Source organism: Muriicola sp. (assembly GCF_049669965.1).
In the GTDB taxonomy this organism is placed as follows: domain Bacteria; phylum Bacteroidota; class Bacteroidia; order Flavobacteriales; family Flavobacteriaceae; genus Muriicola.
On sequence record NZ_JBATLB010000077.1, the window covers coordinates 16,051 to 31,897 of the forward strand.

The window sequence follows — 15,847 nt, forward strand, 5'->3', positions numbered from 1 at the left end:
GTGTTTGTGTTTATTAGGTTTATAAGGTTGTAAGAAATCCTTTTAAAAGTTTTATATACAGCTCTATACCTTCTTCAATTTCTGCAACAAAGATATACTCATCTGCACTATGCGAACGGGTACTGTCTCCCGGACCTAATTTTAAGGAGGGGCAACTTAGTGCTGCCTGATCTGAAAGTGTTGGGGATCCATAGGTTGTTCTTCCCAGGGATAATCCCGATTGTACCAAAGGATGGTCCTTGGGTATGGAAGACGAGTTTAGGCGCAAGGAACGGGGATTTATTTCACAAGGAGCTTGCTTTTGTAGGATAGAAACAATTTCCTGGTTCGTATAACAATCGTTTACCCTTACATCAATAACCAGATCTACTTTAGCAGGTACTACATTGTGCTGACTTCCCCCATTTATCTGCGTTACTGTAACTTTCACTGCACCCAAAACCTCAGATATTTTTGGAAACTTAAAATTTTTGAACCAGGTAAGTACATCAATGCAATTATAGATCGCATTATTATCGTTAGGATGTGCCGCATGGGATGGGGTGCCTTTTACCTTCGCATCGAAGACAACCAATCCTTTCTCGGCAATCGCCAGTTGCATTAAGGTAGGCTCGCCAACTATGGCTACAGAAATCTCCGGAAGAATAGTTAACATGGAATTAAGGCCATTAGGCCCGGAACTTTCTTCCTCGGCAGAAGCTACCAGAATGAGATTGTGCCCAAGGTCTTTTTCTTCATAAAAATAGGCAAATGCAGCGATCAATGATACCAAAGCGCCCCCGGCATCATTGCTCCCAAGACCAAAAAGTTTGCCATTTTCCACTGACGGTAAAAATGGGTCTCTGGTATAGGCCGAATTAGGTTGCACCGTGTCATGATGAGAATTTAAGAGTAAACTGGGCTTGTTTTTGTCATAGTACTTATTAAAGGCAAATACATTGTTATTCTCTCTTTTATATTGTATGCCATGGGTGGCAAGCCATTTTTCAATCAGCAAAGCGGTATTATTTTCCTCTGATGAAAATGAAGGCGTCGCAATAAGTTCCTGTAATAATGAAATTGCATTTTTTGTTAACTGGGATACATCTTGCTTCATAGGGTAAGCGTTGTAAAGTTTGTTGCTTGTGGTACTAACATTTGCGTATTACCAATGCATACTTTGTGTACAGAATGATCTAAGGCGTAAAAACAATTTTCCAACTTTGGTAACATGCCGTCCGCAATGGTCTGTTCTTTCAGCAGACTAAAATATGTCTGTTTATTGATATGCGGAATAACCGAGTTATCATTAGAAATGTCACTAAGAACACCAGATTTTTCAAAACAATAATAAAGAGTAGTGGTGAATTCTTTTGATAGGGCAATGGCTAATTCCGAAGCGATGGTATCTGCATTTGTATTTAATAACTGCCCCTCTCCATTGTGGGTCAGGGCACAGAAAACCGGTACCATAGTGTGCTGTAAAAACAGGGATAAGGGTTCTGTATGTACCGATACAATGTCGCCCACAAATCCGAAATCTACAGACTCAACAGGTCGTTTTACTGCCCGTATGATTCCTGCATCGGCTCCACTAAGTCCAATAGCATTGCATTTCAGGGCTTGCAGGGACGCTACAAGGGTTTTGTTTACCTGTCCTCCATAGATCATCACCGCCACCTCTAAACTCGGTTTATCCGTAATACGTCTCCCCAGCACCATAGTGGTTTTAATCCCCAACTTTTCCGACATTGCAGTGGCTTTCTTGCCACCGCCATGAACCAGGATCTTAGGCCCGGGGATCCGGGCAAACAATTTTAAAAAACGAGTCAGTTCTTTCTCATTTTCTATGACGTTACCGCCAATTTTTACAATAGACAATGCAGGTTTCATAATCCTTTGAGTATTTTAAGTAACGCTACCTGAGCTGCATAAGTTCTGTTATTGGCCTGTTCCATGACCAAGGATCTGCTGCTATCTAGTACGGCATCTTCTACCACAACATTACGTCTTACGGGCAGGCAATGCATAAACTTAGCATGTCCCAATTTCTTCTCTGTGATCATCCAATTTGCATCAGTACTTAACACTTTTCCATAGGAATTGTAACTACTCCAATTTTTCACATAGACAAAATCGGCATCCCTGAGCGCTTCATCCTGATCATAGTATAGGGGTACATCTTTGGTGATAAGGGGATTTAGCTCATAGCCTTCAGGATGAGTAATGCTAAAATCTATAGCTGAGTTCTGTTGCATGATCTCTACAAATGAATTGGCCACGGCATGGGGGAGTGCCTTGGGGTGAGGAGCCCAGGATAAAACTACCTTTGGATTTTTTTTAGTGCTGTTTTCTCTGATAGTGATCAAATCGGCCAGGGCCTGTAAAGGATGTCCTGTGGCACTCTCCATATTCAATATTGGGATGGTGGCATGTTTCTTAAAGCCATTCAGTACAATCTCTGCTTCATCATTCTCCTTACTCCCAAGAGATGCGAAGGCACGGACCCCCAATACATCGCAGTATTGTGAGACCACTTGGGCCGCTTCGCGGATATGTTCTGCTTTTCCTTTGTCCATGATGGTACCATCTTCAAACTCCAGGGCCCATCCTTCACTACTAAAATTCATAATCATACAATGCATCCCCAGGTGTAGAGCCGCCTTTTGAGTACTTAAACGTGTGCGTAAACTATTATTAAAGAATAATAAACCCAGGGTTTTTCTTTCCCCTAATTCTTTGAATTTAAAAGGGTCTTGTTTTAATTCTCTTGCCAGATCTATCCATTCCTTGGCAGAATCTATGTCGTTTACTGTAACGTAATGCTTCATGCTAATACCTGTTTAAGCGCATCAAAAAAATGATCTATATGGGTTTTGTGTATGGTAAGGGCCGGCAGAATACGCAAGACCTTTTTGTCTTTAGCACTACCCGTAAAAATATGTTGATCATAGATAAGTTTTTTTCGGATAGGGGCTACTTCAAAATCGAATTCAAGTCCCAACATCAGACCTTTTCCTTTTACCCGTTTTACTTCGGGAATTTGCAAGGCCTTTTCCGTAAAATAGCGTCCCAGTTCCTGAGCTTTCGAAATTAGTTTTTCTTCTTCGAGCACTTCCAAAACAGCCAGGGTAGCGGCACATGCCAAATGATTTCCTCCAAAGGTAGTTCCAAGCAAGCCATGGGAAGCCTTGATCCTTGGATGTATTAGTATACCCCCAACAGGGAAACCGTTCCCCATTCCTTTGGCAATGGAAATAATATCTGGTTCAATACCATGGTGTTGAAAGGCAAAGAACTTACCACTTCTTCCAAAACCCGATTGCACTTCATCTGCAATAAGAACCACCCCGTGTTTCTTGCAAATTTTAGCTACTTGCTGGTAGAAGGTCGTGGTAGGTTCATCTAATCCGCCAACGCCTTGTATTGCCTCCAGGATCACAGCACAAACATCTCCTTTTTTTACCGCATGTTTAAAAGCATCAATATCTTCAAATGCAAGAAAACTTACCTTTTGCTGTTTGTTGATTGGTGCGTTGATGGCCGGATTATCTGTGGTGGCCACAGCAGCTGAGGTACGTCCGTGAAAGCTGTTATGAAAGGCGATCACTCTGGATTTTCCGGTGTGAAAAGAAGCTAATTTTAACGCGTTCTCATTGGCTTCTGCTCCGGAATTACAAAGAAAAAGTTGATACTCATTACAGCCTGATAATCGACCTAGCTTTTCAGCCAATTCTAGTTGTAAGGGATTCTGAACGGCATTGCTGTAGAACCCTATTTTATCTATTTGCTCCTTGAGTCGATTGATGTAATGAGGGTGTCCATGCCCAATGGAGATTACTGCATGACCCCCGTATAGATCCAGGAATTCCTGACCCTTATCATCGGTAAGAATCACTCCTTTCGCTGAAACGGGAGTAATATCGTATAAGGGGTATACGTCGAAGAGTTTCATATTAACCTTTTCTAATCTGACTTATCTTTTCAAACGAAGCCACTATGCCCCGGATCAGGGAAGAACTTAGGCCCTGGTGTTCCATTTCATTTAATCCTTCGATGGTGCAGCCCATGGGGGTGGTGACCCTGTCTATTTCTTCCTCCGGATGATTCCCGGATTCTATAAGCAAAGCTGCTGCTCCATTACAGGTATGCATAGCTAATTCCTGGGCGTCTTTTGCGTCGAATCCCAACTGAATGGCTCCCTGGGTGGTGGCCCTGATAAGACGCATCCAAAAAGCTATTCCACTGGCACATATCACAGTGGCCGCTTGCATCTGACTCTCGGGGATTTCCATGGAATGCCCCATTCTGTTGAATATGGCTTTTGCAAGATCTATGCGTTTTGTACCCATTTCGTTACTACATAAACACGTCATAGATCTACCCACGGAAATGGCCGTATTGGGCATACTGCGTATTATAAAGCTGTTTTTCCCAATGATAGACTCTATCTTCTCTATACTAAAGCCCGTGATCGTAGAGATGATAACATGCTTTTCCGTAAGCTGATCCTTTACCTCCTTCAATATGTGCTCAAAATGTCCTGGTTGTACTGAGAATATTAGAATGTCCGATTGTTTTACAGCCAGGGAATTGTCTGATGTGACGGTGACATTCCCATACTTTTCAAAATCCTTGATATTTTCCGGATGCCTTTTGCTGAGATACATGGTGGTGGCACCATTGCTGTGTAATATTCCTTTTGCAATAGATATTCCTAAGTTCCCGGCTCCTATTATGGCTATTTTCATATGCTTTTTCTTCTGGTTCTAGTTCTGCTGTATGTTGGTCCTGGGGTAATTAATATACACCCGACTTTAATTGAAGGCCCTCCTTTTCCGGAAAACCACACATTAGATTCATATTTTGGACGGCCTGTCCGCTGGCCCCTTTGAGCAAGTTATCTATGGCAGATGCAATAAGGATCTTGCCATCGTGTATCACAACATGTAAATGACAATTATTGGTATTCACTACTTGTTTTAAAGCAATAGGCTCCTCGGAGACTTGTGTAAAAGCTGCTTCTTTGTAAAAGGATTTATACAGGGCTCTTGCTTCACTCTCAGTACCCTCAAAATGTGTGTAGGCAGTTGCCCAAATCCCCCTGGTAAAATTTCCCCTGTTGGGGATAAAGAAAAGCTTGCCTTTATCTTTTTGAAAATGCAACAGACTTTCATTGATCTCACCTAAATGCTGATGCGTAAAAGCTTTGTAATGAGACATATTGTTCTCGCGCCAGCTGAAATGGGTGGTGGGGGTAAGTCCAACACCTGCTCCCGTGCTACCAGTAGTGGCATTTATATGCACCTCTTTGTTAAGGATAGTTGCTTTAGCCAGTGGCAACAAGGCCAACTGAATTGCCGTGGCGAAACACCCTGGGTTTGCAATATATTTTGCCTGTTGAATCTTCTTTTTATAAAGTTCCGGAAGACCATATATAAAATCCCTACCCTCAAAATTACTATTGGCTTCTAATCGGAAATCGTTGCTGAGATCAATGATTTTAGTGGTTTCTGAAAAGGGATGTTCCTGAAGAAATTTGGTTGAATTCCCGTGTCCTAAACACAAGAAAACAAGATCTATAGTGGGGTCAACTTTATCACTGAACCGTAATTCAGTTTGCCCAAGAAGATCTGTATGCGTGGCACTCACTTTTGAGCCCGCTCTGGTGGTGCTAAATACAAATTGAATCTCCACCTTTGGATGATGTAGTAGAAGTCGGATTAATTCTCCTCCCGTATATCCGGAACCGCCAATAATACCTGCCTTAATCATTATGTTTATTTACCTGTGTTGCTATTTTGGCTGGGTTGGACAGGATCTTGATAAATCCTTTTGCGTCATTGGCGGTCCAGGCCTTGTTAATTTCTCCATAGCTCCCAAACGAAGCCGCCATGAGGTCGTGTTGGGAATGAATACCGTTTAGTTCAAATCTGTACGGATGTAGTGTTACAAACACATCCCCACTCACATTTTTTTGTGTGTCAGTAAGGAAGGCCTCAATGTTCCTCATCACTTCATCCAAATAATTACCTTCATGCAAAAGCATGCCGTAAAAATTGGCCAGTTGTTCTTTTTGGAATTGTTGCCATTTGCTCAGGGTATGCTTCTCCAGAAGATGATGGGCTTTTAGAATGACCAAAGGGGCAGCGGCCTCAAATCCTACCCTTCCCTTGATCCCTATGATAGTATCCCCTACATGAATGTCTCTTCCAATTGCGTAGGTAGCTGCCAGTTCCTGTAATTGCTCAATATTCTCCACAGGACTACCTTGCTTCCCGTCTATTGCAGTAAGTTCACCTTTGGTGAAGGAAAGCTTTACATCTTTAGATTCCTTTGCTTTAAGCTGACTTGGATAGGCATTGGAAGGAAGCCCTCTTTCGGAGGTCAGCGTTTCTACCCCTCCTACAGAAGTTCCCCAAAGACCTTTATTAATGGAATATTGTGCTTTTTCCCAGGAATAGGAGATACCGTGTTTTAAAAGGTAGTTGATCTCTTCTTCCCTTGAGAGTTTATTGTCCCGGATGGGAGTAATTATCTCTATTTCTGGGGCAATGATCTGAAAGATCATGTCAAAACGCACCTGATCGTTCCCTGCTCCCGTACTTCCATGAGCGATGGCATTGGCGCCAATCTTTTGGGCGTATTGTACAATTTCTATGGCCTGAACAATCCTTTCTGCACTTACACTTAAAGGATACGTATTATTGCGAAGTACATTGCCAAAGATGAGGTATTTTACAACGCCGTCGTAAAACGTTTGGACCGCATCTATGGAGGTATAAGAGTGCACCCCCAGCTTTAGTGCCTTTTCTTTAATGTCTTGTATTTCCTGCTTATCAAAACCACCGGTGTTCACACTTACGGCATGTACTTCATAGCCAAGATCCTTCGAGAGATGCAAGGCGCAATAGGATGTGTCCAGGCCCCCGCTATATGCCAATACTAATTTCTTCTTGATTATATGTTTCGCGTTCATGCCGTTATTTTTTCTTTTTGAGGAAAAGCTGTTCTTTGATACTCTTCAATCGCTGAAAGGTCTTCCCATCTACTTTCTTTTTTTGTGCTTTCCCTTTTTGAGCCGGATCGTATAACATGCCCGTACAAAGACACATTTTCTGTTCTGTCCTGGTGAGGATATCAAAATTCTTGCAGGTCTGGCAACCCTTCCAGAATTCGGGGTCGTCTGTTAATTCTGAGAAGGTAACGGGTTTGTAACCTAATTCATAGTTCATTTTCATTACCGCCAGGCCGGTAGTGATCCCAAAGATCTTTGCTTCCGGAAATTTTTTTAGAGAAAGATCAAAAATGGCCTTCTTAATTTTTTTTGCCAGTCCCTTATTGCGATAATCGGGATGTACGATAAGCCCGGAATTTGCCACAAATTTCTGATGGCCCCAGACTTCAATATAACAAAAGCCGGCAAACTTATCACCATCCAGGGCAATGACGGCGTTTCCGTTTACCAATCTCTTTATGATGTACTCTGGGGTTCTTTTTGCAATACCGGTTCCCCTAACCTTGGCAGATTCGGAAATGGTTTCGCTAACAATAGCGGCGTACTTAATATGTGATTCGTTAGCAATTACAATATCCATTGCTCTAAAAATTAATTGTAAACGGGAATAGACTTAAAGGTTTTTGCGGAAATGGACTCACCTATTTCCATGAGAGAGGAGCACCCTTACGGGCGGCGACGAGCAGGCACCAAAGATGTAGCCCAGTGGACTATTCTTACAGAGGTATACTTGTGTGCATTCGTTTTCATCAGAAGTAAATGTACAAATAATATTGAAGTAACCCCATCATGCCTTTAATTTTTGGGAATTAATGATTTAAAGCCTTTTCGTTTAAATAATTCGTATACTAAAAACCCAATTACCAATAAATATTCAATGACCAGTAACCACATGGATTCCTTGAACTCGGGATTGGAGTAGGCTGAATAGCTGAGAATTACGGTAGCGGACCATACCAAAGGATAACGAAATTCGGAGAAAATACACAATAATACCAGGGAAATAAGGTACCAGGGATGTACGGTTGAGGAGAGGAAAAAATATACTGTAAGGATCATGAGCATGGAAGTGATCAATGTTTTGGGATGTTGATTCTTTTGGAAAATTGTAAGTACACCCACCAGGGCGATGACCATAAAAGGAATGATCTTTCCATACACCTTTATGAGTTCCCAGGGCTTTATTTCTAGTAGTGATGCCAGGCTTTTAACTACATTATATATGCTCGCATTAAATTCAAAGTTAGAGAACCACAGGGAGAGAGATTTAAAATAGTGAGATGCAAATAAGGTGTCATAAAAAGGAACGAGGGTTACCAATATACCTAGTACCACCAACGTATTGAATACCATCCCTTTCTTAAGCCCCAGGGTTTTGAAAAACAGCGGGAGAAACATCAATGGGATCAGTTTTATTGAAATGGAAAGGGCCAGGGGAATGGCGGCAATTATCCATTTGTTTAAAGTGATCAGATAAACAGCGAATAAAAGGAAGAAAAGCATTACCCCCTCAAAATGAAGATTTCCGCTTATTTCTATGATGACCAGGGGATTCAGGAAATACCAAAAAATCATATGTGGCGACTTATTCAGGTGTTTTAATACTTTACGGCCAAAGTAAAAGATACCCAGATCGGCCCCTAATAGTAGCACCCGCATACTGATCAATCCACCAACAATATTTTGTCCGCCCAACCACACGCATAGCCCGAATAATAATTGACTAAAAGGGGGATAGTTGCTATAATTGGATGCGCTCAGCGACTCCATTTTTTCGACCAGCAATTGTGCCTGAGGTATTATAATTTCGCCCTTTTCAAGGATCTCATTTGGCAGGTACACGTAAGGGTTCTCCCCCAGGATCACTAAATGTCCGTCCCAGATAAATCGATAAAAGTCTTGAGAAAGATTTGGAACGGCCAGCAGAAAGATGAGCCGGAACAGGATGCCCAGTACTAGTAATAGCTTAAAGTTCCATTTTTCGAATTGAATAAGCTTATAGCAGAGAAAAAACAGTGCGGCATAGAGAAATGCCATCCTGGCAAAGTCTGGTCGTTCTAAGTGGTAGGCAAAGGTGTAATAGAACAGGGCACAAAGCACTGAGAGAAGGATAGGCACCTTGTGTAGTTTCCAATAGGTAAGAACCGTGTTGGGCATAAGGTAGTATCCTGATGGTTTTTACAAATAACCGAAAAAAATGGGGAAAATAAATAAAAAACAAAACGCCCCCCTTTATGTTTGGGAGGCGTTATGCGCTTATTAATTGGAGGCTAATATACTTACTATATACCTACACTTTTGCTGTCAGGGATTTGAAAAATACAAATCCAAAGCCAAGGAACAACATAAAGTGAAAGGGGAACAGGCCAAAGTCATTCAAAGGAATAGCACTGTACATTCCGAAAAGGAAGTAAATCATTAGGGCAAATTCCAGGATCATATTTGGCGATAATTTTGTGGTCAGGTATTTATTTCCTTTCCAACTATCAGTAAGGTTATTGATATTGAATTTTGGGGTGCGGACAAATTCACTGCGTTTCCCCATATGTCCTTCCAGAACAGCCACGGTGTTGTGTAATGAAAAACCAAGAGCCACTGAGAAGAAGGTAAAGAACAGTTTAATGTAATCTACAAAGTGATCTATGCCACTACCCTGTATGCTTTTGTAAGTAAACCAATAACAGATAAAAAGGATGATGGTGGAGACAATGAAAAAGCTTGTTGCTTCAAAGATCCAACCCAGGTGTCCATAGCTGTTTTTGATGTAGAGCATAGGGATACTCAGAACGGCCACTAGGAATACAAATAAGAACATGGAGCTGTTCAACAAGTGCATAACCCCATGGAACTTTGTCTTAAACGGAATGTTCTTTGCAGAGACCAGATTTACAACGGTCTTTCTGAAGTTTTCAGCTCCACCCTTGTTCCATCTGAATTGTTGCGAACGAGCAGCACTAATCACCACAGGTAATTCTGCAGGAGTTTCCACATCCTCAAGATATTTAAACTTCCAGTTTTTTAGTTGTGCACGGTAACTTAGATCCAGGTCCTCTGTAAGGGTATCTCCTTCCCAGTTACCCGCGTCAATGATACATTCTTTTCTCCAGATGCCTGCGGTTCCATTAAAATTAATAAAGTGTCCTTTGGCATTTCTACCTACTTGTTCTAAGGTAAAATGTGCATCAAGGGCAAATGCTTGTATTCTTGTTAAAATGGAATAGTCGCGGTTAATGTGTCCCCAGCGGGTTTGTACCACGCCAATTTCCTCGTCTTTAAAATAGATAACGGTCTTTTTTAACCAATCAGGATCCGGAAGGAAGTCGGCATCAAAAATGGCTATAAAGTCGCCTTTGGCAATCTTCAACCCTTCTTTTAAGGCGCCTGCTTTAAATCCTTGTCTGTTCTCTCTGCGAATGTGTTGAATATCCAGACCTGCTTCCTGAAGATCGGCAATTCGTCTTGCGGTATCATTCACAGAATCATCTGTAGAATCATCCAGTACCTGGATCTCTAATTTGCTTTTAGGATATGCAATTTTAGAAATATTTTCTAATAAGCGTTCAACTACATATTCCTCGTTGTAAATAGGAAGCTGAATGGTTACCAAAGGAATTTCCTTTGGATCCAATAAATTGAACTTTGGAGCTACTTGCTGGTGCTTTTTAAATCCAAGATAGTTGAGCAGCAAATTCAATTGCGCTAGGCTGTAGAAGAAAATCAAAATCAGCGCTATGCTGTAAATTCCGATAATGATGTAAGCAATTGTTAAACCCATTTTATTTTATGCTGTATTTAAATATCCACCCCAGGATTTTTATGCCGGCAAATATACTACCTTTTATTGTTCCTGAGACCTTTGAAATACCAATTCTTTTTTTGTAACGCACTGGTACTTCGGTATATGCTATTTTTCTCTTTACTGCTTTTAACTGCATCTCAACCGTCCACCCGTAGGTTTTGTCCTCCATCTCCAAGGCCTTCAGCTGTTCAAATCTAATGGCTCTAAACGGCCCGAGATCTGTAAAACTCGCCCTAAACAGTAGCTTCATTAAAGAGGTGGCTAACCAATTTCCAAACACCTGTTGTGGTGTCATGGAGCCCTGTTCTCTCAAAGCCTTCTGCCGTGCCCCAATCACAAAATCTGCATCTCCAGACAAAATTGGTGCAATCACTTTGTGAAGATCCTCCGGAAAGTCGGAGTAATCCCCGTCCATAAATACGATGATATCGGGTGTTTTGGATCGTTTACTTGCATAATTAATTCCTTTTAAGCAGGCATAACCGTATCCCATTTGTCCTTCGAACAAGACAGTGGCCCCGGCAGCGGTAGCCACGGCGGCTGTGTTGTCTGTAGAATTATTATTGACGACAATTATTTCAGTGACCAGATCAGGAATCTCAGAAATGACCTTTCCTATAGAATTGGCTTCGTTATAAGCCGGAATAATTACGAGAATCTCCTTCATGAAGTTTTACTCATCGTATTAGCACGATGCTAATTGTTTGCGCGCAAAAATAGGGGAAGTCTTTTACTTATCATTAACAAGGTGCATCAAATCCACATCATTCCCGAGTAATACCTCGGTAGGATTAATTCTCCCTTTTTCTGGTCCATTTTCCAATTTTAGCACCCCTCTGGGGCAAACCGCTGAACATATGCCGCATCCTACACAACTAGAGCGGATAATGTTTTCCCCTTTTTGAGCATAGGCACGTACGTCTATACCTTGTTCACAATAGGTAGAACAATTCCCACAAGAGATACACTGCCCTCCATTGGTTGTAATGCGGAACCTGGATTTAAACCGTTGTACAAACCCTAAATAGGCCGCCAAAGGACAGCCAAAGCGGCACCATACCCTATTGCCAAAAATGGGGTAGAATCCGGTGCCTATGACCCCGGCAAAAATGGAACCAATTAGCAGGCTATACGTATTTTGTACACTGGCGGTTTTGATTCCGAGAACAGTACCTGTTTCCGAAAAGAAACTATACAGGGTTATTAAGGTCATCCCCACAGCAAATACCAGAACTCCGTGTACGAGCCAGCGTTCTACCTTCCAGGAAAGCAGGGTTTTACTAGAGTGTTGCCTGTAAGGGTCTCCCAGGGTCTCTGCTAATCCGCCGCAGCCACACACCCAAGAGCAATACCAGCGTTTCCCAAAGAAATAGACCATGACGGGTACAATTACCAGTGTAAGGACAGTACCCCAAACCAGAATAAACAGGCCAATCCCTCCGCTATTGATCAGTGATCGCAGGTTCCATTGAAAAAAGAAATCATAGTCTAACGGAAAGGCATTCTTAAAATCGTAATAGGGCATTTGCAGGCGTACCATGATCTCCGGGATCAGAAAGGCAAAAATGATCTGGAAGAATAGCACAGAGGTGGTGCGGACCATCTGATACATATTGTGCCTGTATTTTATATACATCCGGACGGCCATGACGGTCATGACCACACAGTACATAAAACCATAAACAAACCAATGCCCGGCCATATTTCCACTTAAGCGCATGCTTATAGGATCTACCAGGTAGGTCCAGTTCACAGCATACTGCGGCCTGAAATACAGGATCAAATAAAAGGAGACAAGGAAAACAAACACCATCCAGGCGATCCATCCCCGGTTAGTGGCATTCTCCAGATAGATTCCATTATTTTTGATCCCTTTTTGACCCAATAAAACTACATTTGGAAGAATGAATAGCAATGCCCCCAGAATACCCAATCCAAAGGTTAAAAACCACATAATTCCCTTGTTTTCCACTATAAAACCGGCGCCTGCTTTTTTTCCGATCATGGCAGCCATATCTTGTGGCTTTGTATAGATCACTTTTTTGTATTCCTTGTTTTTGCGATGCATGGAGTTAGCTTTCTCAAGGGCGTCAGCTACCAAGGGAGAAAGTGCCTGCATCCCTGCGAATTGCTTGCTTACCACATCTTGTTCAATGGAGGAAACAAAAAGCTCGCTCTTAATATTATTGTCTAATATCAGCTGCTCAAAATCTAACTGGGAAAAGGAAAAGGTTCCGAGTAAGGGTAGGGCCGTAAAGATCCCCAAACCCACAAGGAAAATAACAAGACCAATATTTTTAATAGTTTTCATTACTTTCTGCAGGTTTACGCTTTTGTAAAAATTCGTTTCCAACTTTTCTTTTTGGGTTGTATGTTGGCTCCGAATTGTTGGTTATAGCTCGTCACAATCTCAGCTTCATACTGGGTGTAGAATTCCGGATCAAAATTGGCATCTTTCAGATATTCCATCACATGATCTACACTGCGCTCTTCTGTGAGCCATCTATCAAATATTTCGTGCCGCATACGGATCCCGAAAGTATTGATGCCCAGGAATTTTTTACTTTCCTTGTGATAGGCTACCGTTATGCATAATTTTTCTTTTGGATGCCTCCAATGGAAGTGCGATTCGTACTCCTTTCGGCCTTTATCACTAAATACCCAGCCGTACGTTTGGTATTCAATATCCAGAAATTTCGCAGAATTAAACCAATGGCCGGGTTGGTAGGCTGTCTTTTTACCACAAATGGTTTGGGCAACTGTTTCTCCCATCATTCTACCTGTATACCAAACAGCCTCTACGGTGCGTCTGTTTCCAATAGGTTGGTGTTGTTCTGCACAATCCCCTATGCTATAGATGTCAGGGATATTGGTCTCCAAGAAGCGGTTTACCTTCACGCCTCGTCCAAGTTCTATCCCGGAATCTTTTAAGAAACCAATATTAGGCGTTACACCGGCCGTGAGACCTACCAGATTGCATTCAATAGTTTCTCCGGTATCGGTAACTACCGCTTTTGCCTTACCATTTTCATCGGCCAGGATTTCTACGAGATTGGTGCTAAGCCTAAGATCTATGTGATGTTCACGAATGTGTTCATTGATCATTTGTGATTCTCCTTCCGGAAGAACCCCATTCCAAAAGCTACTTTCGCGTACCAGGAAGGTAACAGGGATCTCCCTGCTTCTAAGCATTTCTGCAAGTTCAATTCCAATAAGTCCACCCCCTACGATTACTGCCCTGTGGCAGGAATCTTTATTGGGAGCATCAAGCTCCAATTGTTCTAATTCTTGTTTGGAATACAAGCCCTGAACCCCTTTAAGGTCCTGCCCTGGCCATCCAAACCTATTGGGTTTAGAGCCCGTAGCGATAATCAATTTGTCATAGGCTATCGTACCCTTATCTTTTAGTTGTAGATGTTTGTTCTTATGATCTACTTTGGTTACATAGTCATGGATGAGGTCTATTCTATTCTTTTTCCAAAACCAATTCTCATAGGGTTGGGTGTGTTCAAATTTCATATGCCCCATGTAGACATACATCAGAGCCGTGCGGGAAAAGAAGTATTCGCTCTCTGCTGAGATAATCGTAATTCGTTTATCGGAAAGTTTTCGAATATGGCGGGCTGCGGTAACTCCGGAGATACCATTGCCTATAATCACTATGTTTTCCATTGAATTGGTCAGTTTCTTACCTTCAGTCGGGTTAAATATAAGAACTTAACAGCCTTTTGTGATTTTGTCAACTTCAAAAAATTGTAAATTTGATTGAAATCATCATTTCTGACATGAAGCAGGGGATTCTACTTCTTTTTTGTTTTCTTCAACTAGCCTGTAGCAGCCAATACGTGGGGAAGATCAATGGAGTAAGTTTTGTGGCTTCAAGAGATCAGGTAACACAGAATAATATCCAACCGATAAAGGATGTCTATGCAGACCACGCAGCGGTGATGCCCTTCGGATTTATCAGGGAATTAAATTCATCAGAAATCATATATAATACAGACCGGCAGTGGTTTGGAGAAACCCGGCTGGGGGCCAGGCAATATATTGAGGTTCTCCACAAAAATAAGATCAAGGTAATGGTAAAACCACAGATATGGATCTGGCGTGGGGTATTTACCGGGGGATTGAAAATGGAATCGGAAGAGGCTTGGCAGGCATTGGAAAAATCGTACGAAGATTTTATACTTACCTATGCTGCTTTGGCAGAAGAATCCAAAGCGGAGATCTTTTGCATAGGCACCGAACTGGAGCAGTTTGTAGTTAACAGGCCCGAGTTCTGGAATGAGCTTATCGGCAAAATTCGAAAGGAGTACAAAGGTAAACTCACCTATGCCGCTAATTGGGATGAATTTGATCGCACTCCGTTTTGGGAGTCACTGGATTTTATAGGGATTGATGCTTATTTTCCTTTATCGGAAGCACAAACCCCGTCCGTTGAAGAATTAAAAGAAGGTTGGAAACCCTGGAAAGAAAAGATCGCTGATCTTTCCAAAAAAGAGAATAAGCCTGTTCTTTTTACCGAATTTGGCTATCGTAGTATGGACTATACTGCGAAAAAACCCTGGCTGGTAGATAGGAGTGAAGAGGGTGTAAATATGATAGGACAGGTAAATGCCAAAAAAGCCATCTTTGAATCTTTTTGGGAAGAAGATTGGTTTGCCGGAGGCTTTGTTTGGAAATGGTTTATCAATCATGAAAAATCGGGAGGGCCTTCAGACAACCGTTTCACCCCTCAGAATAAGCCTGCCCAGGACATTATTAAGGCCTTTTATAAGGTGTATTAATTTACTGGCATTGAATTTGAGCTCTTTTTTGCTAATCTTTGCAACTTAAAATTCTCTCTCCGTGATGGCTCGTATTGTTTTCACTCTTCTTACCGGACTATTTCTTACTGCTATATCCTATGGGCAGGATAGTCTGGCAGTGGTAGTCGCTGAAAAAGGAGACGGTATTTATTCTCTGTTGCGTAAACAGGGGATAAATCCAACGGACCATTATCAGGATTTCCTTGTGCTCAATAAAGAAAATCTTCGTGAAGGCCGGCATCT

At 41.9% G+C, this 15,847-nt stretch carries 14 protein-coding genes and 1 pseudogene; 2 read left to right on the forward strand and 13 right to left on the reverse strand.

What is annotated here, in order from left to right; all coding sequences use genetic code 11:
• Positions 1–19: 19 nt before the first annotated feature.
• From WBM49_RS04265 to WBM49_RS04325, 13 genes are all read right to left on the reverse strand, one after another.
• The gene (locus WBM49_RS04265) at positions 20–1,096 is read right to left on the reverse strand and encodes a M20 family metallo-hydrolase (protein WP_424370827.1); all 1,077 of its coding nucleotides are present in this window, start codon (positions 1,094–1,096) and stop codon (positions 20–22) included.
• Positions 1,093–1,872, reverse strand: a complete 780-nt coding sequence (gene argB, locus WBM49_RS04270) for an acetylglutamate kinase (RefSeq protein ID WP_424370828.1) — start codon at positions 1,870–1,872, stop codon at positions 1,093–1,095. The genes WBM49_RS04265 and argB overlap by 4 nt, the downstream gene beginning before the upstream one ends.
• Positions 1,869–2,810 (reverse strand): acetylornithine carbamoyltransferase, encoded by a 942-nt coding sequence (locus WBM49_RS04275; protein ID WP_424370829.1) that lies wholly within the window; start codon positions 2,808–2,810, stop codon positions 1,869–1,871. The genes argB and WBM49_RS04275 overlap by 4 nt, the downstream gene beginning before the upstream one ends.
• Complete coding sequence (locus WBM49_RS04280) at positions 2,807–3,934, reverse strand: aspartate aminotransferase family protein (RefSeq protein ID WP_424370830.1); 1,128 nt, start codon at positions 3,932–3,934, stop codon at positions 2,807–2,809. The genes WBM49_RS04275 and WBM49_RS04280 overlap by 4 nt, the downstream gene beginning before the upstream one ends.
• Position 3,935: 1 nt before the next feature.
• Entirely contained in the window at positions 3,936–4,730 is a 795-nt protein-coding gene (proC, locus tag WBM49_RS04285) for a pyrroline-5-carboxylate reductase (protein ID WP_424370831.1), read from the reverse strand.
• 49 nt (positions 4,731–4,779) lie between these two features.
• Positions 4,780–5,754 carry an N-acetyl-gamma-glutamyl-phosphate reductase gene (gene argC / locus WBM49_RS04290; protein ID WP_424370832.1) on the reverse strand — a complete coding sequence of 325 codons (975 nt, stop codon included), beginning with the start codon at positions 5,752–5,754 and terminating at the stop codon, positions 4,780–4,782.
• On the reverse strand, positions 5,747–6,958 hold the full coding sequence (locus WBM49_RS04295; protein ID WP_424370833.1) for an argininosuccinate synthase: 1,212 nt from the start codon (positions 6,956–6,958) through the stop codon (positions 5,747–5,749). Before WBM49_RS04295 ends, argC begins: the two co-directional genes overlap by 8 nt.
• Positions 6,959–6,962: 4 nt before the next feature.
• Positions 6,963–7,577 (reverse strand): GNAT family N-acetyltransferase, encoded by a 615-nt coding sequence (locus WBM49_RS04300; RefSeq protein WP_424370834.1) that lies wholly within the window; start codon positions 7,575–7,577, stop codon positions 6,963–6,965.
• A 215-nt stretch (positions 7,578–7,792) separates the two neighbouring features.
• Positions 7,793–9,154: a mannosyltransferase gene (locus tag WBM49_RS04305; protein ID WP_424370835.1), complete on the reverse strand. Its 1,362-nt coding sequence runs from the start codon at positions 9,152–9,154 to the stop codon at positions 7,793–7,795.
• A gap of 133 nt (positions 9,155–9,287) precedes the next feature.
• Entirely contained in the window at positions 9,288–10,772 is a 1,485-nt protein-coding gene (locus WBM49_RS04310) for a cellulose synthase family protein (RefSeq protein ID WP_424370836.1), read from the reverse strand.
• Position 10,773: 1 nt separating this feature from the next.
• On the reverse strand, positions 10,774–11,463 hold the full coding sequence (locus WBM49_RS04315; RefSeq protein WP_424370837.1) for a glycosyltransferase family 2 protein: 690 nt from the start codon (positions 11,461–11,463) through the stop codon (positions 10,774–10,776).
• A gap of 63 nt (positions 11,464–11,526) precedes the next feature.
• On the reverse strand, positions 11,527–13,107 hold the full coding sequence (locus WBM49_RS04320) for a 4Fe-4S binding protein (RefSeq protein ID WP_424370838.1): 1,581 nt from the start codon (positions 13,105–13,107) through the stop codon (positions 11,527–11,529).
• A gap of 14 nt (positions 13,108–13,121) precedes the next feature.
• Positions 13,122–14,468, reverse strand: coding sequence for an NAD(P)/FAD-dependent oxidoreductase (locus WBM49_RS04325; protein WP_424370839.1), 1,347 nt, complete (start codon positions 14,466–14,468; stop codon positions 13,122–13,124).
• A gap of 113 nt (positions 14,469–14,581) precedes the next feature.
• Between WBM49_RS04325 and WBM49_RS04330 the strand changes: the two genes are divergently transcribed.
• Both WBM49_RS04330 and WBM49_RS04335 read left to right on the forward strand, forming a co-directional pair.
• A complete protein-coding gene (locus WBM49_RS04330) occupies positions 14,582–15,583 on the forward strand; it encodes a glycoside hydrolase family 113 (protein WP_424370840.1) in 1,002 nt (333 codons plus the stop codon).
• A 64-nt stretch (positions 15,584–15,647) separates the two neighbouring features.
• Positions 15,648–15,847 (forward strand): annotated as a pseudogene (locus tag WBM49_RS04335) (N-acetylmuramoyl-L-alanine amidase); the annotation flags it as partial.

Bases quoted from the DNA above. Each gene is read 5' to 3' on its own strand.
- WBM49_RS04320 (WP_424370838.1), bottom strand. From the start codon at position 13,107: ATGAAAACTATTAAAAATATTGGTCTTGTTATTTTCCTTGTGGGTTTG.
- proC (WP_424370831.1), bottom strand. From the start codon at position 4,730: ATGAAAATAGCCATAATAGGAGCCGGGAACTTAGGAATATCTATTGCA.
- WBM49_RS04315 (WP_424370837.1), bottom strand. From the start codon at position 11,463: ATGAAGGAGATTCTCGTAATTATTCCGGCTTATAACGAAGCCAATTCT.
- argC (WP_424370832.1), bottom strand. From the start codon at position 5,754: ATGATTAAGGCAGGTATTATTGGCGGTTCCGGATATACGGGAGGAGAA.
- WBM49_RS04305 (WP_424370835.1), bottom strand. From the start codon at position 9,154: ATGCCCAACACGGTTCTTACCTATTGGAAACTACACAAGGTGCCTATC.
- WBM49_RS04300 (WP_424370834.1), bottom strand. From the start codon at position 7,577: ATGGATATTGTAATTGCTAACGAATCACATATTAAGTACGCCGCTATT.
- WBM49_RS04275 (WP_424370829.1), bottom strand. From the start codon at position 2,810: ATGAAGCATTACGTTACAGTAAACGACATAGATTCTGCCAAGGAATGG.
- WBM49_RS04310 (WP_424370836.1), bottom strand. From the start codon at position 10,772: ATGGGTTTAACAATTGCTTACATCATTATCGGAATTTACAGCATAGCG.
- WBM49_RS04295 (WP_424370833.1), bottom strand. From the start codon at position 6,958: ATGAACGCGAAACATATAATCAAGAAGAAATTAGTATTGGCATATAGC.
- WBM49_RS04280 (WP_424370830.1), bottom strand. From the start codon at position 3,934: ATGAAACTCTTCGACGTATACCCCTTATACGATATTACTCCCGTTTCA.
- WBM49_RS04330 (WP_424370840.1), top strand. From the start codon at position 14,582: ATGAAGCAGGGGATTCTACTTCTTTTTTGTTTTCTTCAACTAGCCTGT.
- argB (WP_424370828.1), bottom strand. From the start codon at position 1,872: ATGAAACCTGCATTGTCTATTGTAAAAATTGGCGGTAACGTCATAGAA.
- WBM49_RS04325 (WP_424370839.1), bottom strand. From the start codon at position 14,468: ATGGAAAACATAGTGATTATAGGCAATGGTATCTCCGGAGTTACCGCA.
- WBM49_RS04265 (WP_424370827.1), bottom strand. From the start codon at position 1,096: ATGAAGCAAGATGTATCCCAGTTAACAAAAAATGCAATTTCATTATTA.